Raw genomic sequence first — 26,572 nt, forward strand, 5'->3', positions numbered from 1 at the left:
GCCCCCACCCCTCTGACTCGCCGAGGAGTTCCCATGTCGGGTTTCGCCTACGCCGCCGTCGCTGTCGTCGGCGCGGTCGCCGTGCTCAACCTCGTCCTGACCCTGGCCCTCGCCCGGCGGCTACGCGACATGCGGGCCGGCCACGCCCACGACCACGACGGCGAGCCCATCCCCGAGGTGCTGCCCGCCCCGGGCCTGGACGTCAGCGGCTTCCCGCACGCCGACCTGACCACCGGCCGGCGCACGGTGGTCATGCTGACCCCCACCTGCCCACCCTGCCAGACTCTCCTGGACGCTCTCACCACCGACGCCGAGCGCTACCGCCACGACACCCTCGTGTTCATGATCGGCACGCCGGCGGAGACGGCGACGATGGCGCCCCGCCTCACCGGTTTCGACACGGCCACCATGTCGGAGCCGCAGGCCGAGAAGGAGTTCCAGGTCAAGGGGTTCCCCGCCGTGCTCTCGGTCGTCGACGGCGTCGTCGTCGACTCCAGTCACCAGCTTCCGGTCCTGGCCTGACCGTGGCCACACTGCAAGCCGCCCTGCGGCTGGGCTGCGCCGACCCGAAGGCGCTCACCGCCATGGTCGCTCTGGTCCTCGTCGGCGCGGCGCCGCCGGTCGGCGTCGCGTGGTTCACCAAGCTGCTGTTCGACGAGGTCGGCAAGGGCCGCTCGGCCAACCCGTCGACCGCGACCTGGTACGCCGTGGCGATCGCCGTCCTGGGGGCCCTGGCGGCGGTTGCCAGCCGCCTGTCCGGCTACTTCACCACGGCGCTGCAGAACGCGATCACGATCGCTGCCGACGTGCGGCTGTACCGGAAACTGAACAGCTTCCTCGGCCTGGGCGCCTTCGAGCAGCCGGCCCTGCGCGACCGGCTGGCGCTGGCCCAGCAGGCCGCCAACCAGGCGCCGTACGCGGTCGTCATGTTCACGGTCGACGTGGCACAGAACGTCGTCACCATCGGCGGCTTCGCCGCCATCCTGGCGTCCCTGTGGCCGCCGGCCGGCCTGCTCCTGCTCGTCGTGGCCGTGCCCGAGTTCCTCATCCAACTGCGGCTGTCCCGCCGCGCCGCGCGGGCCGTGGAGGACAGCGCCGGCCTGTTCCGGGCCCGGTTCCTGTTCCAGGCCGTGCTGACCGACCTGCGCGCCGCCCGGGAGGTGCGCCTCTACGACCTCGGCCGGTTCTTCCACGACCGGCTCGCAGGCGCGGTGCGGGCGGCCGCCCGGATCGAACTGGCCGCCGCGCGGCACGCCACGGTGGTGCAGACCTGCTGGGCGCTGGCCGGTGCCGCCGTGACGCTCGCCGCGACGGTGATCGCGGTGAACGCCGCGGTCCGCGGCCGGCTCAGCCTCGGTGACCTCACCCTCCTGCTGGCCGCTCTCGGCGCGACACACAGCGGCCTGACCGGCATCGCCGGTCAGCTCGGCGAGGCCGGCACGGCCATGCGGCTGTTCCGGCACTACGTCGCCGTTCTCGACAGTCCCGCCGACCTGGTCGACGGGACCCTGCCGGCGCCGCCGCTGCGCACCGCGATCAGGTTCGAGGACGTGTGGTTCCGCTACGACGAGGACGGCCCGTGGATCCTCCGGGGCGTCGATCTCACGCTCACCGCCGGGGAGGCCGTCGGGCTCGTCGGCCTCAACGGCGCCGGCAAGAGCACCCTCGTCAAGCTGCTCTGTCGGTTCTACGACCCCGCCCGCGGCCGGATCACCTGGGACGGCGTGGACCTGCGCGAACTGCGGGTCGAGACGTTGCGCCAGCGGATCGGGGCGGTGTTCCAGGACTTCATGTGCTACGACCTCACCGCGGCGGAGAACGTCGGCATCGGCCGGCTGCCGCACACGACCGCGCAGGTCGAAAAGGCCGCCGCGCGCGCCGAGATCCACGACCGCCTCCGCGCCCTGCCCCACGGTTACGACACGTTGCTCAGCCGTACCTTCGCCGACCAGGACGGCGAGCCCGGGGTGACCCTCTCCGGCGGGCAGTGGCAGCGGGTCGCGCTGGCCCGGTCCCTGATGCGCGCCGACGCCGACCTGCTCGTCCTGGACGAGCCCAGCTCCGGGCTCGACGCTGATGCCGAATCCCGCGTGCACGCCTCGCTGGCCCGAATCCGCCACGGCCGCACCGGGCTGCTGATCTCCCACCGGCTGAGCACTCTGCGCGACGCGCAGCGCATCGTCGTGCTGGACGCCGGACGCGTCGTCGAGTCGGGCGCGCACAACGAGCTGATGGCGGCCGCCGGCGAGTACGCGCGGCTGTTCCGCCTCCAGGCCGACGGCTACCAACTGGCGACGACATGACCGGTTGGCTGCGCCGTCGCTGGCGCCTGGTGGTCGTACGCGGGCAGAGCATGGCGCCGACGCTGAGCGACGGCGACCGGCTCGTCGTCCGCGTCGGGCGACGACCGGCCGTCGGTGACCTCGTCGTCTTCCGGGCCCGTGACGTCGTCCCGGACGCGGACCTGACCTGGATGGTCAAACGCGTGCACCGGGTGGAACCCGACGGCGCCGTGACGGTGCGCGGAGACAACACCCACAGCCAGGACTCGCGACACTTCGGGGCAGTACCCCGCGAGGCGATCCTCGGCGTGGCCAGAGAGAGAGGATGACATGTACGTCGAGATCGGGTGTCGGGTGCTGCTCGGCACAGTCCTGCTGGCGGCGGCGGCCGGCAAGGTCGCCGGCCGCGACGCCTACCGCGAGTTCACCAGCTCGGTGCGCGACATGGGCTACCGGCCGGCCGGCCCACTCGCCGCGGCCGTGGTCGTCGCCGAGTTCACCGCCGTCGCCCTGCTGGCGGTGTTACCGCCGGCCGGCTTCCTCGCGTCCGCCGCCCTGCTGCTGGCCTTCACCGCCGCCATCGCCGCGAACCTACGGCGGGGCGGCGGCACCTGCCGCTGTTTCGGCCGTACCGCAGCACCTCTGGGCCGGCACCACGTGTGGCGCAACGCCTTCCTCATCGGCTGCGCCATCGCCGGCGCGCTCGCGCCGGCCGGACCCGTACGCCCGGGTGAAGCGGTCCTGGTCGTCGCCGGCGCGCTGGTCACCGGCGTACTGGTCGTCATGCTGGACGAGCTGCGCTACCTGTTCGGCGCGTCCAACCGATCGTGACCTCCCCTAACTTGATCTTTAACCTCCGGGAATCGGCGGCCGCGCAGCTCAACTGGTGCCAGGTCGAGCCGCCAAAGCCTCGGGCTGCGGTCGCTACCGCGATCAGCCCGAGGCTGATGAGCACCCCTCGATGTAGACCGAACCGGCGGCCGACCAGCGTGCCCAGCGGCGCGCACACCCCCATCGCTAACGTGGGGATGGTGGTGAGCGTGGCAACGGCGGTGGCCGACAAGTGAAGCTCGCCCCTGATCCGGTCGACCAGCGGCGACACTGCGGCGATCGCGGGTCGCAGGTTCGCCGCCGCCACGAACAGGGCTAAAGTCTCTACGAGATCCGGGGCAGTTCGATGATTTTCGAGGCGGACGCCCGCACATGCCGGCTGTCTGGTGTCACGAGACGGGCGCCGGCATGGCGCGGGCAGGACGGTCAGCTCGCGAGATGGACCCGGGCCCACGCCACGATGCGATCGATGACCCAGCCGTCTATCGGCCGGGTGAGCTGACTTCGATACCGCCACAGTCCCGGCGGCCCGGGGTCGCGGCGTAGCAGGTGGGTGAGGTCGGTCGGCACTTCGCCGTCGAACGGGCCGGTCACGAGCCGGCCGATGCGCGCCACGTCGGCCGGGTCGACCTGGATGTCCTTGCTGCCGGTGATCGCTAGCACCGGCCGGTCGATGGTGGCCAGGTCCGGGCCCGGGTTGTGGGCCATGTACTCGCGCAGCCAACGGTCGGTGAGGCGCGAGCGTGGCATCCGGTCGTGCTGGTCGGCGGTGGACCCGCGGACCCGGTCGCGCTCGCGGACCTGACGGCGCGCCAGTACCGGGCCCAACGGCCGCAGCAGCCGTGGCAGGGTGCTCACGATCCGGTCACTCTGCCAGGCCATCACTCGTTCGCCAGGCTGCGCGGCACCTGCGAGCAGCACATACCCGGCGGGCGGTGGAGCGGCCCGTACGAGGTTGGCCGCCAACACAGCTCCAGTCGAATGCCCGACGACGAAAACCCGCTCCGGGTCCACGGCAGGGTGGGCACGCAGCGCGGCGAGGGCGGCTGCGGCGTCGCCGTACTCGTCGTGGAAGCCGGTGCTCAGGTAGTCACCGCCCGAGGCACCCACGCCCCGCTTGTCGTAGCGCAGCAGGGCGCAGCCGTGGTCGGCCAGCGCCAGCGCGAGCGCCCGACCCAGTCCCAGAGCCATCCCGGGCATAGCGGAGTCGCGGTCGATTGGCCCGGAGCCGTTGATCAGCAACGCGGACGGGTGACGGCCGTCCCCGTCGGGCCGGGTGAACGTGCCAGCCAACAGGGCACCCGCGGCCGGAATCTCGACAATCTGCTCCCGCAACGATCCACCCTTCATTCTCACTTCTGATAATCATTGGAACTCAAGCTAACATTCTCGATTGTGATAATCAACGCCGAGCCGTCGCGACCAACCGCTGGAATCGTGGAGACCGTGCTACATCCGGTCCGGCTGCGCATCGTGCACGCGCTCGTGGACCGCGAGCTGACCACACGCCAGCTCAGCGCCGAACTCAGCGACATCCCGCCAGCCTCGCTCTACCGACACGTCGGGCGCCTCGCAGACGCGGGGGTGCTGCGGGTGACACGCGAGGAGCGGGTACGCGGCGGCACGCAGCGCACGTACACGGTGGTGGAGTCCGCGGTCGTCCTCGGCGCCCGCGACTTCGACGCCGCCTCCCCCGCCGACCACCAGCGCTACTTCGCGGCGTTCGTCGGCGCGCTGGTCGCCGGGTTCGAGCAGTACCTGCGGACCGCCGGCTCCGCCCCCACCCGCGACGGCGTGGTGTACCAGCAGATCCCGATCTGGGTCACCCCCGCCGAGTCGCGCCAGCTCGCCGCCACAATCACCGACCTGCTACGCGCCGCGCGGACGCGGACGGGTGGCCGGCGGCGCCGGACGACGTTCGCGATGGTCCTGCACCCCGACCCGGCCATGTAGCAATCGTCCGCTGATACCACTTGAGTGCGCTGAGCCGCTTGCTGTCGGGTGAGGAGATTGCGGCGTTCGGTGCCGATCGTGGCGAGTCTCGCGTGCACCTGGGCTGCCCTTCGCTCCAGCGGCGGTCAGGTGTGGGCGCCCGGAGCCGGCCTCTCGGTGAGCTCCCACCGGTCGCCGTGACCCGTGGCGATCGCGATCGCCTCGATCACCCGCCGGGCCGCCGCCGGATCATCGACGAAGCTGACGGCGGCTTCGAGGCCGACCCGCGGCCCACCGGCGAGGCTCGCGGCCACGGCGATCATCTGCCGGTCACGGTCCGGCACGTCGGCGACCGCCGTGAAGCTGACCACCGCCGCCCAATCGGTGACCTGCCCCATCCGCACGGTGTCACCCATGTCCCACACCAGGTCCAGGATCCCCACGAGGTCACCGAAGCCCGGCTGGTCCGGAACCGCGGTGAAGGTCAGCAGATGCACGGCGGCCCGCCGGCCGAGCGAGGCGCCGGTGGCGATGTCGGTGCGCAGAACGCCCCGAATCTCATCACCGGTGAACCCGCGGGCGAAGTCCGGCCGGGGAGTCCTCCGATGCAGCGGCGGCGCCGTATCGGGGTCGGCCAGCAACTCCGCCACCCGCAGGCACTCCACACACGGCGGCAGCGCGGCGATGTCGACACACGTGTCACTGAGATGCATGTCGTACGCAATGTTGATCGCCCACTGATCACTGCCCCAGACCGGACGCTCCGGAGCCGAACACAGCGTGAGACCCGTCTCCCCGCCGTCCCCGCCGGCCGCGTCGTCGAGATCCACGGACAGATGCCGCAACGTGCCATCCGTACACGGTCGAGGTGTCATCGGGTCCTCCTCACCACCGGATGCTTCGCGGGTCGCCCATGACGACAAAGTCTATCTATGCCAGGCGACGGACTCGCCCCCACAGTGGGGGGATGCGTCGGGTCCTGACGACGCTGGCTGAAAACACCTCCGCGTCATCGGCTTCCTCCTGCCGGTCGACGACAGCACCACCGAACGGGCCACCGGACATCGACGCCGGAAGGCCCTCACTAACCGGCGGGCAGGGCGGGGATGGGGAACACGGCCGCGACAGCCCTCTCATCGCGACGATCATCCACCAGACGATCAAGGACGCTGTAGTTCCTCACCGCGACACGCTCCAGCGACCGGTCGTCGAAGCGAGAGCGACTGCCCAGCCGCATGGGCAACTCAAGCCGGGCGCGCATGCTCGACGGGCTCGCCGAGGGCCGCGCCGACGCGGGGGAAGACGGCGGCTCCGCGCGGTGCCCGGAGGTACCCGAACAGCCCACAACCGCTCCCACGGCCACCACGACCACGATCCCACACGCGACGGTCCAGCCGCGCCTCAGCGTGACCGCGTACCCCATGCCAGCTCCCTCGCCCCGATCACAATCCCGGGGACGACAGCGCAGGATGCAAGCTCTGCCGCTGACCCGCCCACCAGCGGCGCGACGTTCGCGTTCTGGTGGCTCACCGCCCTCCGCGGCCTACGCCGCGGCGAAGTATGCGGCCTGCGCTGGACCGAGATTGACCTGCACCGCGGCGTCCTCGACGTCGCACGCAACCGCACCACCGCCGGCTACCACCTCATCGAAGGCGACCCCAAAACCGCAGCCCGACGCCGCCCGGTCGCCCTCGACAAACGCACCATCCAAGTCCTGCGCGACCACCGACAGCGCCAGCGAGACCAGCAAGCCCGCCGCCAGGCGGCCGGAAAGACCTGGATCGACTCCGGTTACGTGTTCGTCGACAAAGACGGCAGCCCAATCCACCCCGGCTACGCCAGCGGCCGGTTCCGGCTCCTGGTCAAGCGAGCCGGCGTTCCGCCGGTGCGGCTGCGCGACCTTCGCCACGGCGCCGTGGCGCAAGAAGATCGGATTCGCCGAATTGCCCGGGAAACGCGGGCTCCATGTCGGTCGACGTTACCCGATCGGACTCGACGTCGGCCTGTTCCGCCACCTGGGGACATATAGATCAGAAATGTATTGTACTGCCCGGGGGTGCAGTGGTGGCCGATACTGTTCGTGCTTGGTCCCTGATCGCAGGCGGTGCCGCTGGTCGCCGGCAGCAAGGCCGGAGACGGGACGCGGTGGCACGAAAGAGCGATCCCGATCGCCTAACGACCTCGTGCAATGGTCGCGGATCTTTGAGCATCGATGGTCGTTGTCCCTGGCATGGCCGGTGCTGCGATCACGATGAATCGTCGGATGGCGGGTCTGTCACGACTGGGATCGAGGGCCTGGTTGCGGAGCTGCCGCCGCGCTGGCAGGCCCGGCACCGTGATCGGCTTGCCGCGCGGGCGCGTCGGCGTGGTATCGGCGCTGGAGCGAAACACCAGTTCGCGTTCCGGGACCGACTGGGGGCCACGCTGGTGCATCCACGGCACGGGTTGACCCATGACGTGGTGGCCGCCTGGTTCGGAGTGCATCGCTCGACGGTCACCCGCAGTGTCGCCGAGGTACGGCCGCTGCTGGCCGAACGCGGCTGAAGGGTGCACGACGGCGTGCGGCTACGCAGCCTCGCGGACGTGGGCCGCGCATCCATCACGTGCTCGATGTGGTCGACATACTCATCGACGACAGGTAGCGGCTCGTGAGTCGTAAACCCGGGTCCGACCTGCGTTTGCGGGTGTGCGTCGACCTGCGGTGGATCCGGACGTCGAGGGCTCCCGGAAGGGGGTCGAAGAGGCCGCCCACTGGTTGAGATCAGCGGTACGGGGAGAACGATCTGCATTAGCGTGGTGGCTTGCTGGGAGCGTTTCCACAACGTGATCGGAATGGATGGCGGCGTCAGAATGGCGCATGGGTCGACGGTGCCTGGGGAGTCGGGCTACGAGCGCGATCGGCTCCGGACGCGTCTGGTCGTCATCGGCGGGGGGCCATCAGGGGTTTCTGTTCTGACACACCTCGCCGAGCAACTGGCCGCCACGCAGCAGGGGCGTACCACGGCCGTCGAGGTGACCTTGGTCGACCGGATGGGCGAGACCGGGGGCGGCGACGGGTTCGGGATCGGGATCCCGCAGGCGTTGCTGCTCAACGACAGCGTCGCCACGACCGACGCCACGGGGATCGGGTTCACCGCCTGGTTACACGAGCACCATACGCGGTGGGTCGGCCGGTTGGCCGACGACGCCGATCCGCGGGTGCGGACCTGGTTTGCTGAGCACCGTATGGACCTGGACCTCGGTCGGTTCGGGCACCTCTTCCTGCCGCGTCGGGTGTTCGGCGACTTCATGCGGCACCGGTTCGAGCGCACCGCGCGCCGGCTGGCCGCCTGCGGGGTAGTGGTGCACGTCGTGAAGGGCGAGGCACGGTCCGTGCTACCTACCGCCGGGAACAGTTTCCGGGTGGCCGTGTCGGGCATCGCCGAGCCCCTGACAGCTGATTTCATCGTGTTGGCGCCGGGTTGCCTGGACACCGCGGCACCGCCAGGGATGAGCGCTCATCCGGGCTACTACACGCACGGGCGCGCCTGTGGCCAGCCCGACAGCGATGCGGCCATGGCGCGGTTGCTGGCCGGGCGCCCGGTCGGCTGCCGCCGGGTGGTGGTGCTCGGTTCGGCGGCGGCGGCGTCTGAGGTGATCGCTGTTGTCGCGGCCAGTCCGGCGGTGGCGCAAGTGCTGGATGAGGTGATGGTGGTGTCGACGAGCGGTCGCCTGCCCGACGGGCAGCCCACCGGCCCGGACGCCCCGTTCACCTGCCGGTCGCTGGTGCGGCTTCGGTGTGACGGTGCTGGTGAGCTCACATCGGCGCGGCTGGTCGGCGCACTGCGGGCCGACGTGGAACGTAGCCGGACCCAGGAATACGCGATCGTCGACGTTGAACGCGCCGTGGCTGCCGAGTTCACCGCCTCGTTCCGGCTCCTGACCCCGGCGCAGAAACGCCGCTTCGTCGACGTCGACTACGCGGACTACCAGCGCTTGATGCGCCACACATCCCCACCGTACGCGTCCGCGGCCGCCCGGCTGGCCGCGTCCGGGCGGCTGAGGCTCGTTTGCGCTCGGGTGGCGGGCATCGACCCGGCGCCTGCCGGCGAGCTGGCCGTACGCCTGTCCGACGGAGCCAGGCTGACGGCGACGGCGGTGTTCGACTGCCGCGGGTTCGTCGGCGTGGGGCAGACCATCAACCCGCTGGTGCGTGACATGGTGGCGAGCGGCCTGGCCCGGCCGAACCACAGCCGGCGAGGGCTCGTTGTCGACGAGCACCTGCAGGCCGCGCCGGGCCTGTTCGTAATGGGGCCGCTGCTGGCCGGCACCAGCCAGGGCGACGACCACATCTGGTCGTTGAAAAACGTGGCACGCATCCACGTGCTCGCCGCGCGCGTGGCGGCACGCCTGTTCGACCTGATCACGCAGGATACGGTCGGCATCGGGGAGCGTCAGTGAGCGACTCGATGAAGGTGGTGCTCTTCTGCGGCGGCCAAGGCCTGCGCATGCGCGGCGACGGCATGGTCGTGCCCAAGCCCATGGTGACGATTGGCGGCAGGCCGCTGCTGTGGCATGTGATGCGCTACTACGCGCACTACGGGCATACCGAATTCATTCTGTGCCTGGGCCACGGAGCCGACGAGCTCACCGACTACTTCGGCCGCGCAGGCGGGCAAAGCTGGAACATCACCATGGTCGACACCGGCCTGCACGCCAGCATCGGCGAGCGCCTGATGCAGGTAGCCGAGCACGTCCACGGCGAGGACATGTTCCTGGCCAACTACGCCGACACGCTCACCGACGCACCGCTTTCGGCCATGGTGGAGGGCTTTCGCCGCGGCGACGCGGCGGTCAGCCTGCTGGCGGTCCGGCCCTCGTCGTCGCATCACGTCATCCAGATGGGTCCAGACGGCATGGTCTCGCGCGTCGATGACGCCGGGATACTGCATCACTGGGAGAACGGAGGGTACTTCGTCATGCGACAGCAAATCTTCGACGAGTTGCGGCCTGGGCAGGACCTGGTGCCGCACGCGCTCAACCGGCTCGCGGCCCACGGCAGGGTGCTCGCCCACCGGCACCGCGGGTTCTTCCGCGGCGTCGACACGGCCAAGGACCGCATCGAACTCGACTACGCCTACCGGCAGGGCCGACGTCCGTGGATGGTGTGGGAGTCGCAGCTCAAGCCCGCGGCGGTGGCCCGATGACACCGTTCGAGCTCGCGCAGGCCAGTCAGGTCGTGGCGATCGGCGCGCACCCCGACGACATCGAGATCGGCGCCGGTGGCCTGCTGCTGAACCTGCCCGCGGGCGTGCTCGTGCGGTATGTGGTGTGTACGGGAACGCCGCAGCGGCACGCCGAGGCGCATGTCGCCACGGAAGGCTTCCTCGCACACACCGCCGTCAGCCACTGGCTGCACGACCTGCCGGACGGGCGGCTGCCCGCGCACACCTCGCAGGTCAAACAGATCCTCGAGGACGCGGCACGTGGCCTGGACGGGGCGGTGCTCGTGCTGGCACCGGCACGCGACGACGCGCACCAGGACCACCGGCTGATCGCCGAACTGGTCCCGACCTGTTTTCGCGACGCGCTCATCCTCCACTACGAGATCCCGAAGTACGACGGCGACCTCGGCCGCCGCAACCTCTACCTGCCGATGGACGAGTCCACCGCCCGGCGCAAGGTCGAACTACTCAACCACGCCTTCCCGTCGCAGAAGCAAAGGTTCGACGACGAGGTGTTCCTGGGCCTGGCCCGGCTGCGCGGCATGGAGTGCCGCACCCGCTACGCCGAGGCCTACACCTGCGACAAGGCCGTCCTGCGCCTGTCGTCGCGGCGCGCGGAGGTGCAGCGATGACCGCCACGGCTGCTGCCGAGAGCGAGGCGTCGTACCGGGTCGAGTACGAGCGGCTGCCCGAGCCGTGGTGGATGCCCTGGCTGTTCTGGGCATGGGTCGCCATCGCCGTCCCCTACGTGCCGTGGCGCATCTACGCCACCAACTGGGCCAACTGGTCCGGTCCGCTCCTGCTGGCATGCGAACTGTTCGCGATCATGCTCGCTGCGTTGTTCCTGGGCACCGCCCAGCAGATCCACATGCCGATCCACCGACCGACCGACCTGACCAGATGGGTCGTCGACTGCCTCATTCCGACCCACCTCGAACCGGCTGACGTCATCGAATGCACCGTGATCGCCGCGCTCAAGGTACACGGCATCCGCGAGGTGATCGTGCTGGCCAACTTCGAACGACCGGAGGTTCGCGCCGTCTGCGAACGCCTGCGGGTACGCTACCTGCCCCGCGGCTCCAACGAGCACGCCAAGGCAGGCAACCTCAACGTCGGACTGGCCTACAGCGACGCACCGTTCCTGCTGCACCTGGACGCCGACTACATAGTCCGGCCGGAGATCCTGCAACGGGTCATGGGCTGGTTCGACGACCCGACCATGGCGTTCGTGCAAGGCCCGCAGACTTACTACAATCACGACTCGTTCGTGTTCCGCACTTTTCGGCGCATCCGCGCCGGCTGGAGCGAACAGACCATGTTTTACCAGGTGATCCAGCCGAGCAAGAACCGCTGGAACGCGGCGTGCTTCGTCGGCAGCTGCGCGGTCATGCGCCGCGCAGCGCTCGACAGCATCGGCGGGTTCGCCACCGGCACCGTCACCGAGGACATTCACACCTCACTGCGCATCCACGCCAAAGGCTGGAGCAGCGTCTACACCAACGAGCCCGTCGCCTACGGGATGGAAGCACCCAGCTTCAAGGAGTTCTACACCCAGCGCCGCCGCTGGGCCGCAGGAGCCGCGACCATCGGCTTCCGCTCCCCCGACTCGCCACTGCGGATCCCCGGCCTGACGCTCATGCAGCGGATCAACTACTTCAACTCGATCATCACCCACGCCCAGGGCCCGCTGCGCGCCGCGTTCACCTTCGCCCCCATGCTGTGCCTGCTCACCTTCGCCGTGCCGATTCACATCAACGTCGTCTGGTTCATCGTGGTCTCACTGGGCTTCGCCGCCTACTCCGCCGCGCTGGGCTGGATCTACAGCCGCGGCGCCATGCATTTCATCCACAACGAGGCATACCTGTACGCCAACCACCCCGGCATGAGCATGGGCATGGCCGGCCTGTTCAAGGTACGACGCGAGTTCGTGTCCTCCCGCAAGACCGGCAAACGCACCGAACGCACCTGGGTTCGCTGGTACCTGTGGCTGCTCGCGACAGCGATGCTCGCCACCGGCGGTTACGGCCTCACACTCATCCTCGCCGGCAACCGGTCCACCGCCGTGCTGCTGGCCACCGTCTTCATCGTCATGAACGAGTTCTTCCTGCTGTGGTTCCTGATCCCGCTCATCCGTTACGAGCACCGCGGACGGCACGCGCCACCACCCGAGTACCACACACTCACCGGTGAGGACAGGTACCGCTACGTCATGCGCTTCTACGACGGCCGGTACGTCATGCCCTCAGGCATCATGGTCGACCGGCCGGTGAAAACCTCTCGCATCCGCCCCGGCCGCAGACCCGGCTGGGTAGAGACCCGCGTATTCACCTACGAACCAGGCAAGTCAGGAAGCCTCGAACCCGAGACGGCAACCGCCACCTGACACGCCCCTGCCATCCCAGGTAGCGCCGATCAGATCCTCGCCGCGAAGGCACACCGTTCCGGCCGGTCCTGTTCACTGGTTGCTGCCGGCTGCGTGCGGGGCGAAGACGATGCTCCAGGGGCGTGCCGCGTCCGGCGCCGGGATGGCCATCGGGGCTGGTGCGGCCTCGTTGAGCGTCTCGGCGGCGATGTCCGTGAACCGCTCCGCCGCGGTCAGCGCCGCTCTGGACGGGCGCGTCCGAAGGCACTCGCCCTGCCCCACCGTCCGGGGATGTGGAGCAGTTCGATCCGGCCCATGCTCGCGGGGACGGCCGGTCTGGTCACCAGGTACTCGCCGCGTGGCTCCATGCCGAGCATGGTCCGCAGCAGCAACAGGGGGGTGCCGGTGGACCATGCCTGCGGGCTGCACGCCGTGGGGTACAGCACGGGATATCGGGTCAGCGTCCGGTCGTAGCCGCCGAACGCCTCGGGCAGCCGCCCGTCGAAGTACTCCGCGGCCTCGATGATCCCCTCGGCGATGCGTCCGGCTTCCTGGTCGAAGCCGTAACGGCGTAGTCCCCAGGCGATGAACGCGTTGTCGAACGGCCAGATGGTGCCGACGTGGTAGCCGATCGGGTTGTAGCGTCCCTCGCCGGTGGCGAGGGTGCGTACGCCCCAGCCGGAGTAGAGGCGGGGTCCGAGCAGGTGTTCGGCGATTTTCCCGGCGCGGGATTCCTCGACGATGCCGCTCCACAGCAGGTGGCCGATGTTCGAGGAGAGCGCGTCGACCTGGCGGCCGTCGCCGTCGAGGGCAAGGGCGTAGTACTCGCCGTCGGAGATCCAGAAGTCGCGGTTGAAGCGTTGCTTGAGTTCGGCCGCCTCGCGTTCCAGCCGGTCGGCGTAGGCGGGGTCGTTCCAGAACTCGCGGGCGAGCCGGGCGCCGCGGATCTTGGCGTCGTAGGCGTAGCCCTGCAGCTCACAGGTCGCCCGGGGCAGGCTGGCCAACCGCCCGTCCCGGAACGAGATCGAGTCCCAGGAGTCCTTCCAGCACTGGTTCTCCAGCCCGTTGCGTTCGTTGCGGCGCTGGTACCACACGTAGCCGTCGCCCATGATGTCGCCGTACTCGTCGATCCAGTCCAGCGCGGCCCTCGCGGAACGTTCGAGTAACCGAACCGCGGCTGCGTCCCCGGTCCACCGCTCGTACTCGTCGAGCAGGATGACGTAGAGGGGCGTGGAGTCCGCGCTACCGTAGTACGGCAAATGCGGCTGTTCCTCGAACCCGGCCGTCTCCCCGTACCGCATCTCGTGGAGGATCTTTCCCGGTTCCTCCTCGCGGAAGTCATCGAGGACGGCCCCCTGTCTCAAGGTCAGCATGCGTAGCGTCGTGGCGGCGAAGTCGGACGCGAACGGCAGCGCCTGGATGCTGGCGAAGATGCTGTCCCGGCCGAAGATCGCCATGAACCACGGCAGGCCGGCGGCGGGAACGGCATGTACGCCGGCGGTCAACGGTGAGAAACGCAGTGCGTGCAGGTCAGCCAGGCTGCGCCGGTAGGCCATCGCCAACGTGGGAGAGTCGCAGGTGAGGCGGGGTGCCGCCGCGAGCCGGTCGTCCAGGTCCTGCCGTATCTGCTCTTTGGTTCGACCGGGTCTGCCTTCCAAGCTCTCCCGAAGGTCGCGCCCGCCCAGGCCCAGCGCCCGCACGTGCAGGTCGGTGATCCACTGACCGCGCGGCCCGATCCGAACGTGGTACGTCAGGCCCCGCTCGTCGATTCGGCCCGGCACCGTGGACGAGACCAGGGTCTCCCGCCGGAACCCCTCCCGCTGATAGCCGAGAAGCAGGCATCCGCCGTCCATTCGGGTGTAGTACGTCCCCTTCTTGTTCCGCACGTCCTTGATCTCGAAAAGGTCGGCGAAGTCGCTCTCGACGTCGATCCGGATCCGCAGGTCGACGGGCTCGGGTTCATGGTTGATCACCGTCAGCCGCTCGGTGAAGCTTCCGCCGATGCAGCGTTCCCGAATGGCCGATACGCTGACGTCGAGGCGCGAAGTAGGGAGGGTTGGGACGACGACGAAGCGGCTCTCGAAGTATTCGATCTCCTCGATGGTGAGCACGTTGACCCGCTGGTCATTGATGGACAAAATCCACTTCGACAGGAATCTGGTGTCGAACGAGAAGAATCCGGTCGGGAAGGTGGGGGACGCGTCGATGTCGCCGGTCTCCTCGCTGACCACGAACGTGTTGCCGTCCAACAGTCGGATGAGGCCGTCGCTCATGCCGCACTTCTCCGCTCACGGCGGAAATCCCGGGGGTGACGGGCTCCGGGCCGCCCCGGCATGAGCCGGGTGAAGAGGCGGGGCAGGGACCTGTTGCGACCCTCGATTGTGAGTTCGTTTCGCAACCACGCCGCATAGAGCGACTGCCCGGCAAGGGCCCGGTCGAAGGTCGTCCGGCTGGTGTGGATCACGCTGTCAGCCTCGCCCCCTTCCCGCGACACGCGGAGATCGCCCCGTTCGATTGCCACGAACCAGCGGTCGACGCGGTGCTCGTGCGTGAGGTCGAACCGGATGGTCCCGGTGGCCTCCTCGAGGAGGGGCTCATGGCCGCGTTGGCCGAGCGCTTCGAAGAAGCGCGTAGTCGGATTCACCTGAGCCTCCCCTCCAATGAGTCCGAGACCGGATGTGCCCACCATGACCGCGAGTCGCGCGACGGCACATCACCCGAACCGGGTGAATTCGCACGTTGCCCTAGATAGCTTCCAGATTCATCCGTTTCGGGTGAGGTGGCCGCACCCCCGTCCGAGTGATGCTGCCTCGTGATTGGGTGGACTGCTGCGGGGGTGGTGCCATGTCGGAGGCGATCAGGAAGTTCTTCAACGCGCTCGAACGCCACGGCCACGAACGCCTGCTGAAGAAGACGAACGGCACCATCCGCTTCGACCTTGAGCGCGACCACGAGGTCGATCACTGGTTCGTGGAGATCCGCGGCGGCACCGTGCGGGTGTCACAGCAGAACCGCAACGCCGACACCGTTATCCACTCCGACACCACCTTCTTCGACCGGATGGCGCGCGGCGAGGCCAAACCGCTCCCGGCGTGGCTGAGGAACGACATCACATTCGAAGGGCAACTCCGGCTCATCCTCCTGTTGGAACGGCTCTTCGCGCCGCCGCCCGGCGCGCGTCACCCGCGGACGGCGGCCCGTGACGGTGGGAGGCAGGAATGAAGGGCGACTTCGTCAGAATCCTGGACGGCAACCGCTTCGTGCTGAGCGACGGCAGCGGTGACATCGAAGCAGGGCCCACCGTCCCGTGCGGGTTCTTTGCCTTCGACACCCGGTTCCTCTCCCACTGGCGGCTGACCCTCAACGGCGAACGGGTGAGCGCGCTGGCCGTGGACGACCCGTCGTACTTCGAGGTGCGGTTTTTCGTGGTGCCGGGGGCTCCGACGCACTACGTGGACGCCAAGGTGTCGGTCATCCGGGAACGGTCGGTGGTCGGCAGCTTCGAGGAGCGGCTGACGGTGCTCAATCATTCCGGCGAACCGGCCGACTTCACGGTCCGCGTGGACGCGGCCTGTGACTTCGTCCCGCTGAACGCGCTCGGCCAGGAACGTACGCCACCCGGCCGGCTCTACCAGCGCGTCGAGGACGGGCGCCTGCACCTCGGCTATGTGCGAGCGAGGTTCCGGCGGGAGACGGTAATTTCCACGACCGAGCCGGCGCAGGTTGACCAACAGGGGCTGACCTACCACATCCGGATCGAACCCCAGGGGCAGTGGACCACCACGCTGCATGCTCGGGAGCTGGTGCTGCGCCCCGACGGCAAGGACGTTCGCGAGTACGCGTCTCTTGGCCACCAGCGACGCGACGCGGCGCGACTCCACAGCGGCCTGCGGCAGTGGCTCGACAAGGCTCCGCAGCTGAGCTGCGACTGGAAGCCGCTGGAACGGACCTACCGGCGTAGTCTGGTTGATCTTGCCGCCCTCCGGTACCCGCCACTGGTGCTACCGGCCGAGCCGGTGCCCGCCGCGGGCCTGCCGTGGAACGCGAACCTCACCGGCCGCGACCCGATCCTCACCAGCCTGCAGGTATTGCCGTTCGTGCCGGAACTTGCCGTTCACACCCTGCGGGTCCTCGGCATCGTCCAAGGCAGCGAGCTCGACGACTTCCGCGACGAGGAGCCGGGCAAGATCCTGCGCGAGTTCCGCCTCGGCGAGATGGTCGCGTTCGAGGAGTGCCCGCAGGCGCCGTACTACGGTGCCGCTGACGTCACCCCGCTCTACGTGATCCTGCTCGACGAGTACGAGCGCTGGACCGGGGACGCGGCCACGGTGCGCGAGCTCGAGGACGAGGCGCGCGCGGCGCTGCACTGGATCGACGAGTACGGCGACATCATGGGCGACGGCTACGTGTGGTACCAGCGCCGCAACGAACGCAACGGGCTGGAGAACCAGTGCTGGAAGGAATCCGCGAAGGCCATCTCGTTCCGGGACGGGCGGTTGGCCAGCCTGCCCCGGGCGACCTGTGAGCTGCAGGGCTACGCCTACGACGCCAAGATCCGCGGCGCCCGGCTCGCCCGCGAGTTCTGGAACGACCCCGCCTACGCCGACCGGCTGGAACGCGAGGCGGCCGAACTCAAGCAACGCTTCAACCGCGACTTCTGGATCTCCGACGGCGAGTACTACGCCCTTGCCCTCGACGGCGACGGCCGCCAGGTCGACGCGCTCTCCTCGAACATCGGCCACCTGCTGTGGAGCGGCATCGTCGAGGAATCCCGCGCCGGGAAAATCGCCGAACACCTGCTCGGACCCCGCCTCTACTCCGGCTGGGGCGTACGCACCCTCGCCACCGGCGAGGGACGCTACAACCCACTTGGCTACCACGTCGGCACCATCTGGCCGTTCGACAACGCGTTCATCGCCTGGGGACTACGCCGTTACGGCTTCGACCAGGAAGCCGGACGCATCGCCGAGGCGATTATCGACGCGTCCGGTTATTTCCAGGGGCGCCTGCCGGAGGCCTTCGGCGGCTACGACCGGACGCTGACCCGACACCCCGTCCAGTACCCGGCGGCGAACAGCCCACAGGCCCTGGCCACCGGGACGCCCCTGCTGCTGGTGCGCACGCTGCTCGGCCTTGAGCCGTACGGCGACGATCTGGTGGTCAGGCCGGCACCGCCCGAGCGGTTCGGCCGGATCGAGCTGCTCGACATTCCCGGGCGGTGGGGCCGCGTCGACGCCTTTGGCACGCCCCAGGAGGTGGAGCCAATCGGCGGGTGAGCCTGGCGGCGTTGCCGCGCTGATCAGTGCAGGTGGCCGGTTCCGACGATCTCACCGACCGGGTGGCACCAGCCCCATCTCGTACGCCAGCACTTCGCCGGGTCACCGCCGGACCGCCGAATCGGCGAACGGTTCGGGTTCCCGCATCGATCGTTCCAGGTTTCTGGTCGCCGAGACGATCTGGGACAGGCTGCGCACCGGTCGCTTGTCCGTGGCTGACGCCGATCCCCTTGTCACCCACGAGGTCTCGTCGTTTATGGCCTTACAGCGCGGGCGGCAGGAAAAATGCAGCGGCACGCCTAGTGAAGACGCTTCAAGGCAACAAGCTAGCAGACACGGGTACAGCGCGGATGAACGGGCGATGCTCTCCTCCTGCGCCTGCGCGCCACCGAGAAACCCGCCGCCCGGGTTTCTCGCCGAGGCGAACACCAGACACGCCGCACCAGGCCCGAGCCGGTACGCCGCCTGCAACGTCGACTCGTGCGTTACCTCGACGACGCCAGCGCCAGCCTTTGGGTTTCCCACGTTGTTGCCGTTGCAGAATCCGGCATTGAGGCCCGACCCGTTGGAGTCGATGGTGCCGGTGCACGCCGCCGGCGACGTTTCCGTCTCGTAGCGGGCTGTCGATCCACCGCCACCCGTCCAGCCGATCTCGGTCGTGGTGGACTCGCGCCGCGCCGGCCCGCTCAGCCCCACTGTTGGAGCAGTCGGTCGTACTCCGCCTGCATGATGGGCAGCACCGTGCCGTGCCGTGGCGGCCGGGCATCGTGTAACTGGAGACGGCGGTCCAACGGCACCTCGGCGAACCGGCCGGGCGGATGTGAGCGTCGTGACCGAGGACACCGGAGGAAGCTCGATCATGCAGGGCGCGATGTCTCCACTCTCCAGCGAGCCGCTGACCTTGGCACCAGGTTTTACTACCCCGATGGCACCCAAGCGTCGCAGATATTGACACCTGTAAATTCTGCTGCTTTACTCGGCCAAGGTAGTGATAGTAAACGTTTTAACGCTCGCCCGGCCCGTTACGGGCCCTGCGACAGTCAGCCGCTGCGTTCAGCGCACGGAAGAGGAATCTCCAGCGGCTCCGGCCCCGCCTCGGATTGCCGTTTCGCAGAGGAAGGAGGCCTCCATGCCCTCGTCGCACCGAAAGCCGTTCCGTCGCGCGCCGATGATCCTCCTCACGGCGTGAGGTGTGATGCATGTGCTGCGACTCAAGGCCCGTGGCCGGTCGCTACGCCGTCTCGAAGCATGGGCTGCCTTGGCTCAGATCGCGGCGCACCCGGCCTGTCCAGTACCGCCAGCGGCAATGTGTTCGAGTCGGTCAACCTCTCCGACCGCTACATGCACCCAGGCCCCCATTACCGCTACGACTTGACACCAACATCACCGGTGATCGACACCTGAAGGCGCTTTGGCGGCCGGCGGCGCAGCCTCATCTAGACGTACCGATTGCATCTTGGAGCGCAGAGCATGTTTTCCCATAGACAGCGCGTCGCGCTGGTCGCCGGCGGTGCCGCGGTAGCGGTGGCCGGCACGGGCATAGTAACGGCCGCCGCCGCGTCGGCTGCGGCTGGTTGCCGGGTCGACTACGCCGTCGCCAGTCAGTGGCAGGGGGGTTTCGGCGCCAACGTCACCATCACGAACCTCGGCGATCCGGTCAACGGCTGGACGCTGCGGTGGTCGTACGGTGCGGGGCAGACGGTCACGCAGGCGTGGAACGCCGCCGTCACGCAGTCTGGCAGCCAGGTCGCCGCGACCAACCTCAGCTACAACGGCACAATTCCCACCAACGGCACCGCGTCGTTCGGGTTCAACGGCTCATGGACCGGCAGCAATCCCGTACCCGACGCTTTCACGCTCAACGGCACCACCTGCACCGGAACCGTGGCGCCGACCACCGCACCCGCCACGTCAAACCCGCCAACGTCGCCACCCACCACCCGACCGCCAACATCGCCACCCACCACCCGACCGCCAACGTCAGGCAGCCGGGCGATGGAAGACCTCGGCCGGGGCGTTGTCGCGGTGCGCGCGAGCAGCAACAGCGTCCTCGTCAGCTGGCGTCTACTTGGCCTGGACCCTGACGGCATCGGCTTCAACGTGTACCGATCCGCAGCTGGCGGCACGTTCGTGAAGCTCAACTCGTCGGTGCTGACCGGGGGTACCAACTACCTGGACTCCACCGCAAATCTGGCGCAGGCCAACAGCTATCACGTGCGCCCGGTGGTGGACGGGATGGAACAAGCCGCGAGTGTGGCGTTCACATTGAGCGCGAACCATGCGACTGAGCCGGTGGTGCGCATCCCCCTGCGTGCCGGCGGCGCGATCAAGTTCGTCTGGGTCGGTGACCTGGACGGCGACGGCGAGTACGACTACGTGCTGGACCGGCAGACCTCGCCGCAGACCTTGGAGGCATACCGCGGCAACGGGCAGTTCCTCTGGTCGGTGAACATGGGGCCGAACAGCACGAACCAGAACAACATCGAGGGCGGCTCGGCCACGGTCAACGTCGGCCACAACGACGGCGTCACCGTGTACGACCTCGACAGTGACGGCCGGGCGGAGGTCGCGGTGCGGATCGCCAACGGCGTCCGGTTCGGCAACGGGGTCACGTACAACGGCCTGAGCGACAACACCCGCCAGGCCATCGCCATCCTCGACGGCATGACCGGCGCGCCGAGGGCGACCGCCGCGGTGCCCACCGACTACCTGTCCGACGGGCCGATGTACGCCCGGTTCGGCATCGGGCACCTCGACGGCACCACCCCCAGCCTCGTCGCGTACATGAAGAACCGGATCGGCTCCGGCAGCTTCAACCTCATGTACACCGCCTGGCGATTCTCCGGCAGCTCGCTCACCATGCAGTGGAAGTTCCTGCGAGGCAACCGGAATCTGCCCGACGGGCACAACACCCGAATCATCGACGTGGACGGCGACGGCCGCGACGAGGTCGGTGAGATCGGATTCCTGCTCAACGGCAACGGCACCCTGCGCTACTCGCTGGCTCCCCAGGACATCGTGCACGGCGACCGCTGGTTCATCGCCGACATCGACCCCGCCCGGCCCGGCCTGGAAGGGTACGGCATCCAGCAGGACCACCCGGGCGGATTGCTCGACTACTACTACGACGCCGACACCGGCCGCATGATCTGGCAACACCGCACCAACGCCCCCGGCGCCGACGCGGGCCGCGGCATGGTCGCCGACATCGACCCCCGTTTCCCCGGCATGGAAACCTGGTCGATCAACGGCGAGGTCAACTACGAGTCCGGCAAGCCCACGGGCCTCTACAACGCCGCCACCAACCGTTTGGCCGAACCAGACACGACCAAGCAGCCATGGCCACACATGGGTGTGTGGTGGGACGGCGACCTTCTGCGGGAGCTGTACAACGCCGACCCCGTCCCAACGCGGCGTGACCCCAGGATCGAAAAGTGGAACCCGGCCCGGCCCGCCGACCCCTGGGCCCTGCCCCGCCTGGTCACGGCCTCCCAGTACGGCGCTGTCACCGCCCTGGGCAACAGCGTCTACCCCTCCCTCATCGCCGACATCCTCGGCGATTGGCGGGAGGAGGTGGTACTGCCCAGCCCGGAATTCGACGAACTCGTCATCTTCACCACCGACCGGGCGACCGACACCAGGCTGTACACCCTGGCCCACAACCCGGCCTACCGCAACAGCATGACCCTCAAGGGCTACCTGCAATCCGGCAACGTCGACTACTTCCTCGGCCACGGCATGTCCCAGCCGCCCAGACCGGCCATCGCGTACGCGAGGAAGTAGCCCGTCGCCCTGCCATGGCGCCGCGAACCTGACGGCCGCGAGGCTGGACTCCCCCGGCGCCGACCGCGAGGCCTAGGAGATCTCCATGCTCGCGCTGCACCTGCTGAGTCTGCTTTTTGGTGCTGGTCAACACCCGCCTGATGGACCGGGTCCTCGACGACTCGGACTTCGCCGCCCGGCTCACCGATCACGACCTACGCGGTCTGACTTCGCTGTTCTGGGTTTGACGTGGCCCTGCACGGCACGTTCGAGCTCGACGAATGCCTCGACTACACCCGTGGTGTCGAGGAGTTGGCGGGGGTGGTCATGTCATAGGTGGTGGCCGGTGGGGTCCGGTCGGCTTCTACCGCAGTCAGGAGACGGTCGATGCGGGGCAAGCGGCGTAGTAGGTGGGGGGCGTTCGCGGCGGTGAAGGCCATCGCGGCGACGGGCAGGGGGCGAACGGCCATGACGACCGCGGCGATGGCCCAGGGGGGTATGCCGGCCAGGGCGCAGGCGAGGACGGCGGTACGTGGTGGCCAGGGCAGCAGGGACAGGGCAGCGAGGGCCCACAGTCCGTGGCGGCGGATCTGGCTGGTGACGCCGGTGAGGGCGTCGGGGCCGCCGCCGATGGCGTCGAGCAGCCAGGGGCCGGTGGCATGTACGGTGGCCGCCACCAGTAGCGCGCCGAGGCCCGCGGCGGTGACGAAGGTGACGGTCAGCGCCCACCAGCGGCGGGGGTGCAGGACGGCCAGGGCGGTGAGCAGGACCTGGTTGGGGAGCACGGGCAGGGCGTAGTCGCTGAGCGGGAAGACACCTACCGCGGGCAGGAACCACCGTTGGTGTGCGGCCCGGTCAAGCCTACGCAGAACCAGCACGGTGCGGCTGGGGCGGGCGGGTGCGGTCACCGGGTCAGCCACGGCGCAGGGTCCGGTATGCCAGTGCCGGTGCCAGCCGCATCAACGCCGGCAGAAGGCGGGCCTTACCGACGTAGACCTCGGATGATCCACGGCGGATGCCGGCGATGATGTCCGTGGCGGCAGCGGCCGCGGTTATCTTGCCGTGGCCGCGTCCGCGGGTCATGTCGGTGTCGACCATGGGCAGGATCACGTCCGTGACCCGCATGTGGGGGGCGGTGTCCTGGCACTGGTAGCGCAGGGTCCGGGTGAAGGTGCGTACCGCGGCTTTGGTGGCGCAGTACACCGGCGCGGATGCCTTGGGGGCCAGCGCGAGGCCGGTGGTGACGTTGACGATCGCGGCGGACGGTTGCCGTCTCAGGTGCGGAAGTAGACCTGTGCACAGCGCGACGACGGCGTCGACGTTGATGGCGATCTCACGCCGGAGGACCGGCCGCATAGCGTCGGCGTCGTCGGCGAACAGGTCGGTGATCGTCTGCACGGCGGCGTTGTTGATCACTATGGAGAGGGTGGGGTGTCGCTCAGGCATCTGCTGTACGAGCGCGTCGACGGCGTCGGGGTCCGCGAGGTCGACCGCCCAGGGGGTGACGCGGTCGCCGTATGTGTCGGTCAGGGACGTCAGCTGCTTATGGTCGCGTCCCACGGCCGCGACGTGCGCGCCGAGCCCGAGCAACTGACCGGTCAGCTCGCGACCGACACCTCGGGTGGCGCCGGTGATGAGGATCGTACTGTCTGCCAGGTTCATGTCAGGGTTGCCTCTGCGGGTTGGGAGGTGTCGGTCGGCGGCGAGTGCGTTGCGAACGCCGACCGGTAGGCCGCCGGAGTCATCGCGGTGCGGCGTCTGAAGTCACGGGTGAAGTGCGGTTGGTCGGCGTAACCGCAGATGAAGCCGATGACGCCGAGCGGGTGGGCGCTGGCGACGAGCAGATTGGCGGCCCGGTCCGCGCGCACGGCGCCGAGCAGGGCGGCGAATCCACCGGCTGGACGCAGCTGCCGCTGCAGGGTGCGTACCGACACCGCCGCCTCGGCGGCCAGGTCACCGACCGTCCACCGCCGGACGGGATCAGTGGCCAACAGTGCGCGAGATCGGCCCGTCAGGTCGCCGCCGCTGACGGGAAGGGCGGGGCGTGCCGGCGGCACGTGCGACGACCACGTGAAGCGCCACCGGGCGGTGTCGTAATCCGGTGACGGCGCGGTGAAGACACCATCGGCGAACACGACCAGAGCCGGGCCGAGGGTGACCGTGAGTCCCCGTGCGCCGACGTCGCCCAGCAGCGCCGCCAGCACACCGAGGACCAGCGCGTCCTCCGCCGGGTGCGGCGGTGACCCCGGCGGTCCCACATGGTCGGCGACCACGCACGTCGAGGCGGCTTGACGCACGACGACCCGGTGACGTGAGTGGGCGAACCGTTCCAGCTTCTTCCACCGGCTGAACAGGTCGAACGGGCTGTCCGCTGCCCGCAACGCGGAGCTGATCGGATGTGACGGCAACCGTGGAAGCGCCAAGCCGACACGCAGCAGAGGCAGCAGGCCGTGGGCGGCGGCGACGTCGACAAGCAGTCGACGCTTGACCTCCAACGGCACCAGCACCCCGGACGGCTGCGGCACGGCGGGCGCGAGCCCCTCCTCCGCCAGGACGTGCCACACCGCCGAGACCAGCACTCCACTGGCGAAATCCTCCACCACCGCTCCCCCCGCCGTCTCGTCGCCACCACGCTAGGCCGACCACCGACCAGCTGTATTGAACAAGCGCGCCAAACACGAGCCACCACACGCACGGCGTTCATGCCACATGATCATCTTCGTCGCCACAAGAACGGGGATGCGGAAGCACCCACATGAACGAGGGGTGGCAGCCCGTTCGAGCCGGGCCGAGTCCGGAGGACGCCCCGCCAACGGCGGGGCGTCCTCAAACCCTTCCCGAGCGGACAGCGGCAGAGGCGGATGCGAGAAAGGCCCGGCCTGGGGTCGGGAAGCGCCCGATAGTGGATCATAATTTTATGGCGAGTCGGGGACAGGGAGATCTGCAGTTTGTTCGTGCGACGTCTGCTGACGTGGCGCTGGTGGTGGCCGTGCTCGACCAGGCCGCGGCATGGCTCACGGCCGCTGGCATCAAGCAATGGCCTGACCGATTCGAGACCGAGTGGGTAGCGCCATCTGTTGAACGCGGAGAGACCTGGCTGGTACGTATCGACGGTCGTACGGCGGGCACAATGACACTGGACTGGTCCGATCCCCTGTGGAGCGACCGCGCGGGGAAGGCCGGATACGTGCATCGCATGGCGGTGGAACGGTGGGCCGCCGGTATCGGACGCGCCATCCTGACGTGGGCCGCTGACCAAGCGTGCGCCCACGGCGGCGCCACGCTGCGGCTGGACTGCGTGGCCGCCAATCGTGGTTTGCGCGCCTACTACGAGGCCGCTGGCTTTCAGCACCGCGGTGACGTCGAAGTCGGGGGTGCGCCGGGCCAGCGCAGTGACGACGGCATCCGGACGCTTGTCAGTCGTTACGAGCTTCCACTTTGACGGCACCGGCGTCTCGGGCTGGCACATCGCCATGCCCGGATACCGACGGATGCCCACCCCGGTGACACAGGGCGACGACCATGCTTGACGGGCGCACGAACGGCGACAGATCTGGATGTCTCCGGGGATCTTCCAACGGCATCCGCCTCTTGCCCGAAAAGGCGGGGTTGCGACCCGCCGGGTGGTGTAGAGGCTGACCTGCTTCGGCGTGCCGCCGGGATAGAGGTGGGTCATCGCGTGAGTCTCTGCGTGAACGACCAAGAACACGCAGATAACGGAGTACGCAATGACCCTGGACCAGTCCGCCTTGTTGGAGGTGCTGGATGCACTCAAGGCAGCGGAGGTGAATGATCGTGTCCGGCAGGCGTCCGAGACGATCCATCAGGCGTGGTGTCATACCGGTGCGATAATCAGTCAGGCAGTTGCCAGATGAACACGAGGTTGGTGCCCCTCGCCGCGGCTGCGGCTTGGAACGAGTGGAGAGCCCAACCGTTCGTCACTCCATCATCCAGGACCGGTTGAATGGCCTATTCAATCTTGTCCTCCGCGTCGGTCATAAGCCCTGCCTTGACGTATCGGTTCTGAACCTTGTAGCCGGCCACGCCTGCCTCCTCATCCTCGTACGCACTTGCAAAGCGAGTCAAGCTTACTTGACTTCCGGGAGGTCAGTCAAGTAAGCTTGACTCTCCCCCCGAGGAGGTCGCAGTTCATGGAAACGCACAACAAGACCGCAGGCTACCGGGCCTCGAACAAGGCAGCCGCCCATCTTGTGCTCTGGACATTCGCCTGGGCAGCGACTCTTGCCGTGGCCCGGTTCGGGCCTGAGTTCGTCTGGGACACGAAGCACTCGGCGGCGAGTTGGGCCGCAGTCGCGGCCAACATTCTCGTCGGCGCCACCTGGATCGCCACCTTCGGCCGCTTCCTTCGAGCACTCGACGACTTATGGCGCCAGATCACGCAAGATGCTCTGGCGGCAGCACTCGGCGTGGGCTGGGTGACCGGCTTCGCCTACGTCACAGCAGACGCCGCCGGTCTCGTCGACTACGATTTCAACGTCGCGCTATTTGCTGTGCTCCTGGGAACCGTGTACATGATCGCGTTCGTCGTCGGCTGGATCCGGTATCGATGAAGAACCGCATCGCGGCCCTCCGAGCCGAACGTGCATGGACACAAGCTGACCTGGCTCAGCGCATCGGCGTGTCACGACAGTCGATCAATGCGATTGAGACGGGAAAGTTCGACCCGAGCCTTCCCATCGCGTTCCGTCTCGCCAAGCTGTTCAGTCTGACGATCGAGGAGATATTCGACGACGACTGATGACGTACTTTGCCGCCTGGGTCTGTCAAACGAACGACCCTGTCTCACCTTCGGTGGTGACAGAGGGTGGCGAGGCCTCGTTGCCTCCTGTGTGGAGTTCGTCAACAAGCGTGTGCAGGCGGTGTCCTCGGGGTTGTCCCCGCTGGTCACCGAGGACGTGGTCG

General features: G+C 68.5%; 26 protein-coding genes and 1 pseudogene. 18 read left to right on the forward strand and 9 right to left on the reverse strand.

Going from position 1 to position 26,572, the window contains the following annotated elements:
* Positions 1 to 33: 33 nt before the first annotated feature.
* The 4 genes from E1193_RS14610 to E1193_RS14625 are packed head-to-tail and all read left to right on the forward strand — an operon-like array spanning position 34 to position 3,113.
* Positions 34 to 522, forward strand: a complete 489-nt coding sequence (locus E1193_RS14610) for a hypothetical protein (protein ID WP_132183744.1) — start codon at positions 34 to 36, stop codon at positions 520 to 522.
* 2 nt (positions 523 to 524) lie between these two features.
* On the forward strand, positions 525 to 2,303 hold the full coding sequence (locus E1193_RS14615) for an ABC transporter ATP-binding protein (protein WP_132183745.1): 1,779 nt from the start codon (positions 525 to 527) through the stop codon (positions 2,301 to 2,303).
* Entirely contained in the window at positions 2,300 to 2,611 is a 312-nt protein-coding gene (locus tag E1193_RS14620) for a S24/S26 family peptidase (RefSeq protein WP_132183746.1), read from the forward strand. Before E1193_RS14615 ends, E1193_RS14620 begins: the two co-directional genes overlap by 4 nt.
* Before the next feature lies 1 nt (position 2,612).
* A complete protein-coding gene (locus E1193_RS14625; protein ID WP_132183747.1) occupies positions 2,613 to 3,113 on the forward strand; it encodes a MauE/DoxX family redox-associated membrane protein in 501 nt (166 codons plus the stop codon).
* Positions 3,114 to 3,539: 426 nt separating this feature from the next.
* On the opposite strand, the gene E1193_RS14635 is transcribed toward E1193_RS14625, so the two are convergent.
* Positions 3,540 to 4,448, reverse strand: coding sequence for an alpha/beta fold hydrolase (locus E1193_RS14635; protein ID WP_165945736.1), 909 nt, complete (start codon positions 4,446 to 4,448; stop codon positions 3,540 to 3,542).
* A 102-nt stretch (positions 4,449 to 4,550) separates the two neighbouring features.
* On the opposite strand from E1193_RS14635, the gene E1193_RS14640 reads away from it, so the two are divergent.
* Positions 4,551 to 5,066 (forward strand): helix-turn-helix domain-containing protein, encoded by a 516-nt coding sequence (locus tag E1193_RS14640; protein WP_165945737.1) that lies wholly within the window; start codon positions 4,551 to 4,553, stop codon positions 5,064 to 5,066.
* A gap of 125 nt (positions 5,067 to 5,191) precedes the next feature.
* Here the strand turns inward: E1193_RS14640 and E1193_RS14645 are convergent, their stop codons facing one another.
* The gene (locus tag E1193_RS14645; RefSeq protein WP_243707629.1) at positions 5,192 to 5,890 is read right to left on the reverse strand and encodes a hypothetical protein; all 699 of its coding nucleotides are present in this window, start codon (positions 5,888 to 5,890) and stop codon (positions 5,192 to 5,194) included.
* 122 nt (positions 5,891 to 6,012) lie between these two features.
* Here E1193_RS14645 and E1193_RS33975 point away from each other — a divergent pair, with 122 nt between their 5' ends.
* The 6 genes from E1193_RS33975 (at position 6,013) to E1193_RS14675 (ending at position 12,632) form a co-directional block, all read left to right on the forward strand.
* Positions 6,013 to 7,074 carry a tyrosine-type recombinase/integrase gene (locus E1193_RS33975; RefSeq protein ID WP_347877027.1) on the forward strand — a complete coding sequence of 354 codons (1,062 nt, stop codon included), beginning with the start codon at positions 6,013 to 6,015 and terminating at the stop codon, positions 7,072 to 7,074.
* The gene (locus tag E1193_RS33160; RefSeq protein WP_243707631.1) at positions 7,011 to 7,589 is read left to right on the forward strand and encodes a transposase family protein; all 579 of its coding nucleotides are present in this window, start codon (positions 7,011 to 7,013) and stop codon (positions 7,587 to 7,589) included. The genes E1193_RS33975 and E1193_RS33160 overlap by 64 nt, the downstream gene beginning before the upstream one ends.
* A 288-nt stretch (positions 7,590 to 7,877) precedes the next feature.
* Positions 7,878 to 9,485 (forward strand): FAD/NAD(P)-binding protein, encoded by a 1,608-nt coding sequence (locus tag E1193_RS14660; protein ID WP_132183751.1) that lies wholly within the window; start codon positions 7,878 to 7,880, stop codon positions 9,483 to 9,485.
* The gene (locus tag E1193_RS14665) at positions 9,482 to 10,231 is read left to right on the forward strand and encodes an NTP transferase domain-containing protein (RefSeq protein WP_243707633.1); all 750 of its coding nucleotides are present in this window, start codon (positions 9,482 to 9,484) and stop codon (positions 10,229 to 10,231) included. The genes E1193_RS14660 and E1193_RS14665 overlap by 4 nt, the downstream gene beginning before the upstream one ends.
* Complete coding sequence (locus E1193_RS14670; protein WP_132183752.1) at positions 10,228 to 10,881, forward strand: PIG-L family deacetylase; 654 nt, start codon at positions 10,228 to 10,230, stop codon at positions 10,879 to 10,881. Before E1193_RS14665 ends, E1193_RS14670 begins: the two co-directional genes overlap by 4 nt.
* A complete protein-coding gene (locus tag E1193_RS14675; protein WP_132183753.1) occupies positions 10,878 to 12,632 on the forward strand; it encodes a cellulose synthase catalytic subunit in 1,755 nt (584 codons plus the stop codon). Before E1193_RS14670 ends, E1193_RS14675 begins: the two co-directional genes overlap by 4 nt.
* 212 nt (positions 12,633 to 12,844) lie before the next feature.
* Here E1193_RS14675 and E1193_RS14685 read toward each other — a convergent pair whose 3' ends face one another.
* Both E1193_RS14685 and E1193_RS14690 read right to left on the reverse strand, forming a co-directional pair.
* Positions 12,845 to 14,884, reverse strand: coding sequence for a glycogen debranching N-terminal domain-containing protein (locus tag E1193_RS14685; RefSeq protein ID WP_132183755.1), 2,040 nt, complete (start codon positions 14,882 to 14,884; stop codon positions 12,845 to 12,847).
* The gene (locus E1193_RS14690; RefSeq protein ID WP_243707635.1) at positions 14,881 to 15,255 is read right to left on the reverse strand and encodes an SCP2 sterol-binding domain-containing protein; all 375 of its coding nucleotides are present in this window, start codon (positions 15,253 to 15,255) and stop codon (positions 14,881 to 14,883) included. The genes E1193_RS14685 and E1193_RS14690 overlap by 4 nt, the downstream gene beginning before the upstream one ends.
* A 200-nt stretch (positions 15,256 to 15,455) precedes the next feature.
* Here E1193_RS14690 and E1193_RS14695 point away from each other — a divergent pair, with 200 nt between their 5' ends.
* Together E1193_RS14695 and E1193_RS14700 are read left to right on the forward strand one after the other, a co-directional pair.
* Positions 15,456 to 15,833, forward strand: coding sequence for an SCP2 sterol-binding domain-containing protein (locus tag E1193_RS14695; protein ID WP_165945738.1), 378 nt, complete (start codon positions 15,456 to 15,458; stop codon positions 15,831 to 15,833).
* Positions 15,830 to 17,887, forward strand: a complete 2,058-nt coding sequence (locus E1193_RS14700) for a glycogen debranching N-terminal domain-containing protein (RefSeq protein WP_132183758.1) — start codon at positions 15,830 to 15,832, stop codon at positions 17,885 to 17,887. Before E1193_RS14695 ends, E1193_RS14700 begins: the two co-directional genes overlap by 4 nt.
* A 324-nt stretch (positions 17,888 to 18,211) precedes the next feature.
* On the opposite strand, the pseudogene E1193_RS14705 reads toward E1193_RS14700, so the two are convergent.
* Positions 18,212 to 18,409: pseudogene (locus tag E1193_RS14705) on the reverse strand (TIGR02452 family protein); the annotation flags it as partial.
* A 164-nt stretch (positions 18,410 to 18,573) separates the two neighbouring features.
* Complete coding sequence (locus tag E1193_RS33775; protein ID WP_165945739.1) at positions 18,574 to 18,678, reverse strand: glycoside hydrolase family 43 protein; 105 nt, start codon at positions 18,676 to 18,678, stop codon at positions 18,574 to 18,576.
* Positions 18,679 to 19,357: 679 nt separating this feature from the next.
* Here E1193_RS33775 and E1193_RS14710 point away from each other — a divergent pair.
* The gene (locus tag E1193_RS14710) at positions 19,358 to 21,670 is read left to right on the forward strand and encodes a cellulose binding domain-containing protein (protein ID WP_132183759.1); all 2,313 of its coding nucleotides are present in this window, start codon (positions 19,358 to 19,360) and stop codon (positions 21,668 to 21,670) included.
* A gap of 269 nt (positions 21,671 to 21,939) precedes the next feature.
* Here the strand turns inward: E1193_RS14710 and E1193_RS14715 are convergent, their stop codons facing one another.
* Genes E1193_RS14715 through E1193_RS14725 form a run of 3 tightly spaced genes read right to left on the reverse strand, consistent with a single transcriptional unit; the run spans position 21,940 to position 24,249 of the window.
* The gene (locus tag E1193_RS14715) at positions 21,940 to 22,557 is read right to left on the reverse strand and encodes a hypothetical protein (protein ID WP_207922703.1); all 618 of its coding nucleotides are present in this window, start codon (positions 22,555 to 22,557) and stop codon (positions 21,940 to 21,942) included.
* Between the two features lie 4 nt (positions 22,558 to 22,561).
* A complete protein-coding gene (locus E1193_RS14720; protein WP_132183761.1) occupies positions 22,562 to 23,311 on the reverse strand; it encodes an SDR family NAD(P)-dependent oxidoreductase in 750 nt (249 codons plus the stop codon).
* The gene (locus tag E1193_RS14725; protein WP_165945740.1) at positions 23,308 to 24,249 is read right to left on the reverse strand and encodes a helix-turn-helix transcriptional regulator; all 942 of its coding nucleotides are present in this window, start codon (positions 24,247 to 24,249) and stop codon (positions 23,308 to 23,310) included. Before E1193_RS14725 ends, E1193_RS14720 begins: the two co-directional genes overlap by 4 nt.
* A gap of 371 nt (positions 24,250 to 24,620) precedes the next feature.
* On the opposite strand from E1193_RS14725, the gene E1193_RS14730 reads away from it, so the two are divergent.
* The 4 genes from E1193_RS14730 to E1193_RS14740 all read left to right on the forward strand — a co-directional run bounded on the left by E1193_RS14730 (position 24,621) and on the right by E1193_RS14740 (position 26,408).
* Positions 24,621 to 25,091: a GNAT family N-acetyltransferase gene (locus E1193_RS14730; protein ID WP_165945741.1), complete on the forward strand. Its 471-nt coding sequence runs from the start codon at positions 24,621 to 24,623 to the stop codon at positions 25,089 to 25,091.
* 286 nt (positions 25,092 to 25,377) lie between these two features.
* Positions 25,378 to 25,524: a hypothetical protein gene (locus E1193_RS31890; protein ID WP_165945735.1), complete on the forward strand. Its 147-nt coding sequence runs from the start codon at positions 25,378 to 25,380 to the stop codon at positions 25,522 to 25,524.
* 276 nt (positions 25,525 to 25,800) lie between these two features.
* Positions 25,801 to 26,220 carry a hypothetical protein gene (locus E1193_RS14735; RefSeq protein WP_132183764.1) on the forward strand — a complete coding sequence of 140 codons (420 nt, stop codon included), beginning with the start codon at positions 25,801 to 25,803 and terminating at the stop codon, positions 26,218 to 26,220.
* The gene (locus E1193_RS14740) at positions 26,217 to 26,408 is read left to right on the forward strand and encodes a helix-turn-helix transcriptional regulator (protein WP_132183765.1); all 192 of its coding nucleotides are present in this window, start codon (positions 26,217 to 26,219) and stop codon (positions 26,406 to 26,408) included. The genes E1193_RS14735 and E1193_RS14740 overlap by 4 nt, the downstream gene beginning before the upstream one ends.
* Positions 26,409 to 26,572 lie beyond the last annotated feature (164 nt).

This window comes from Micromonospora sp. KC606 (assembly GCF_004348675.1).
In the GTDB taxonomy this organism is placed as follows: domain Bacteria; phylum Actinomycetota; class Actinomycetes; order Mycobacteriales; family Micromonosporaceae; genus Micromonospora.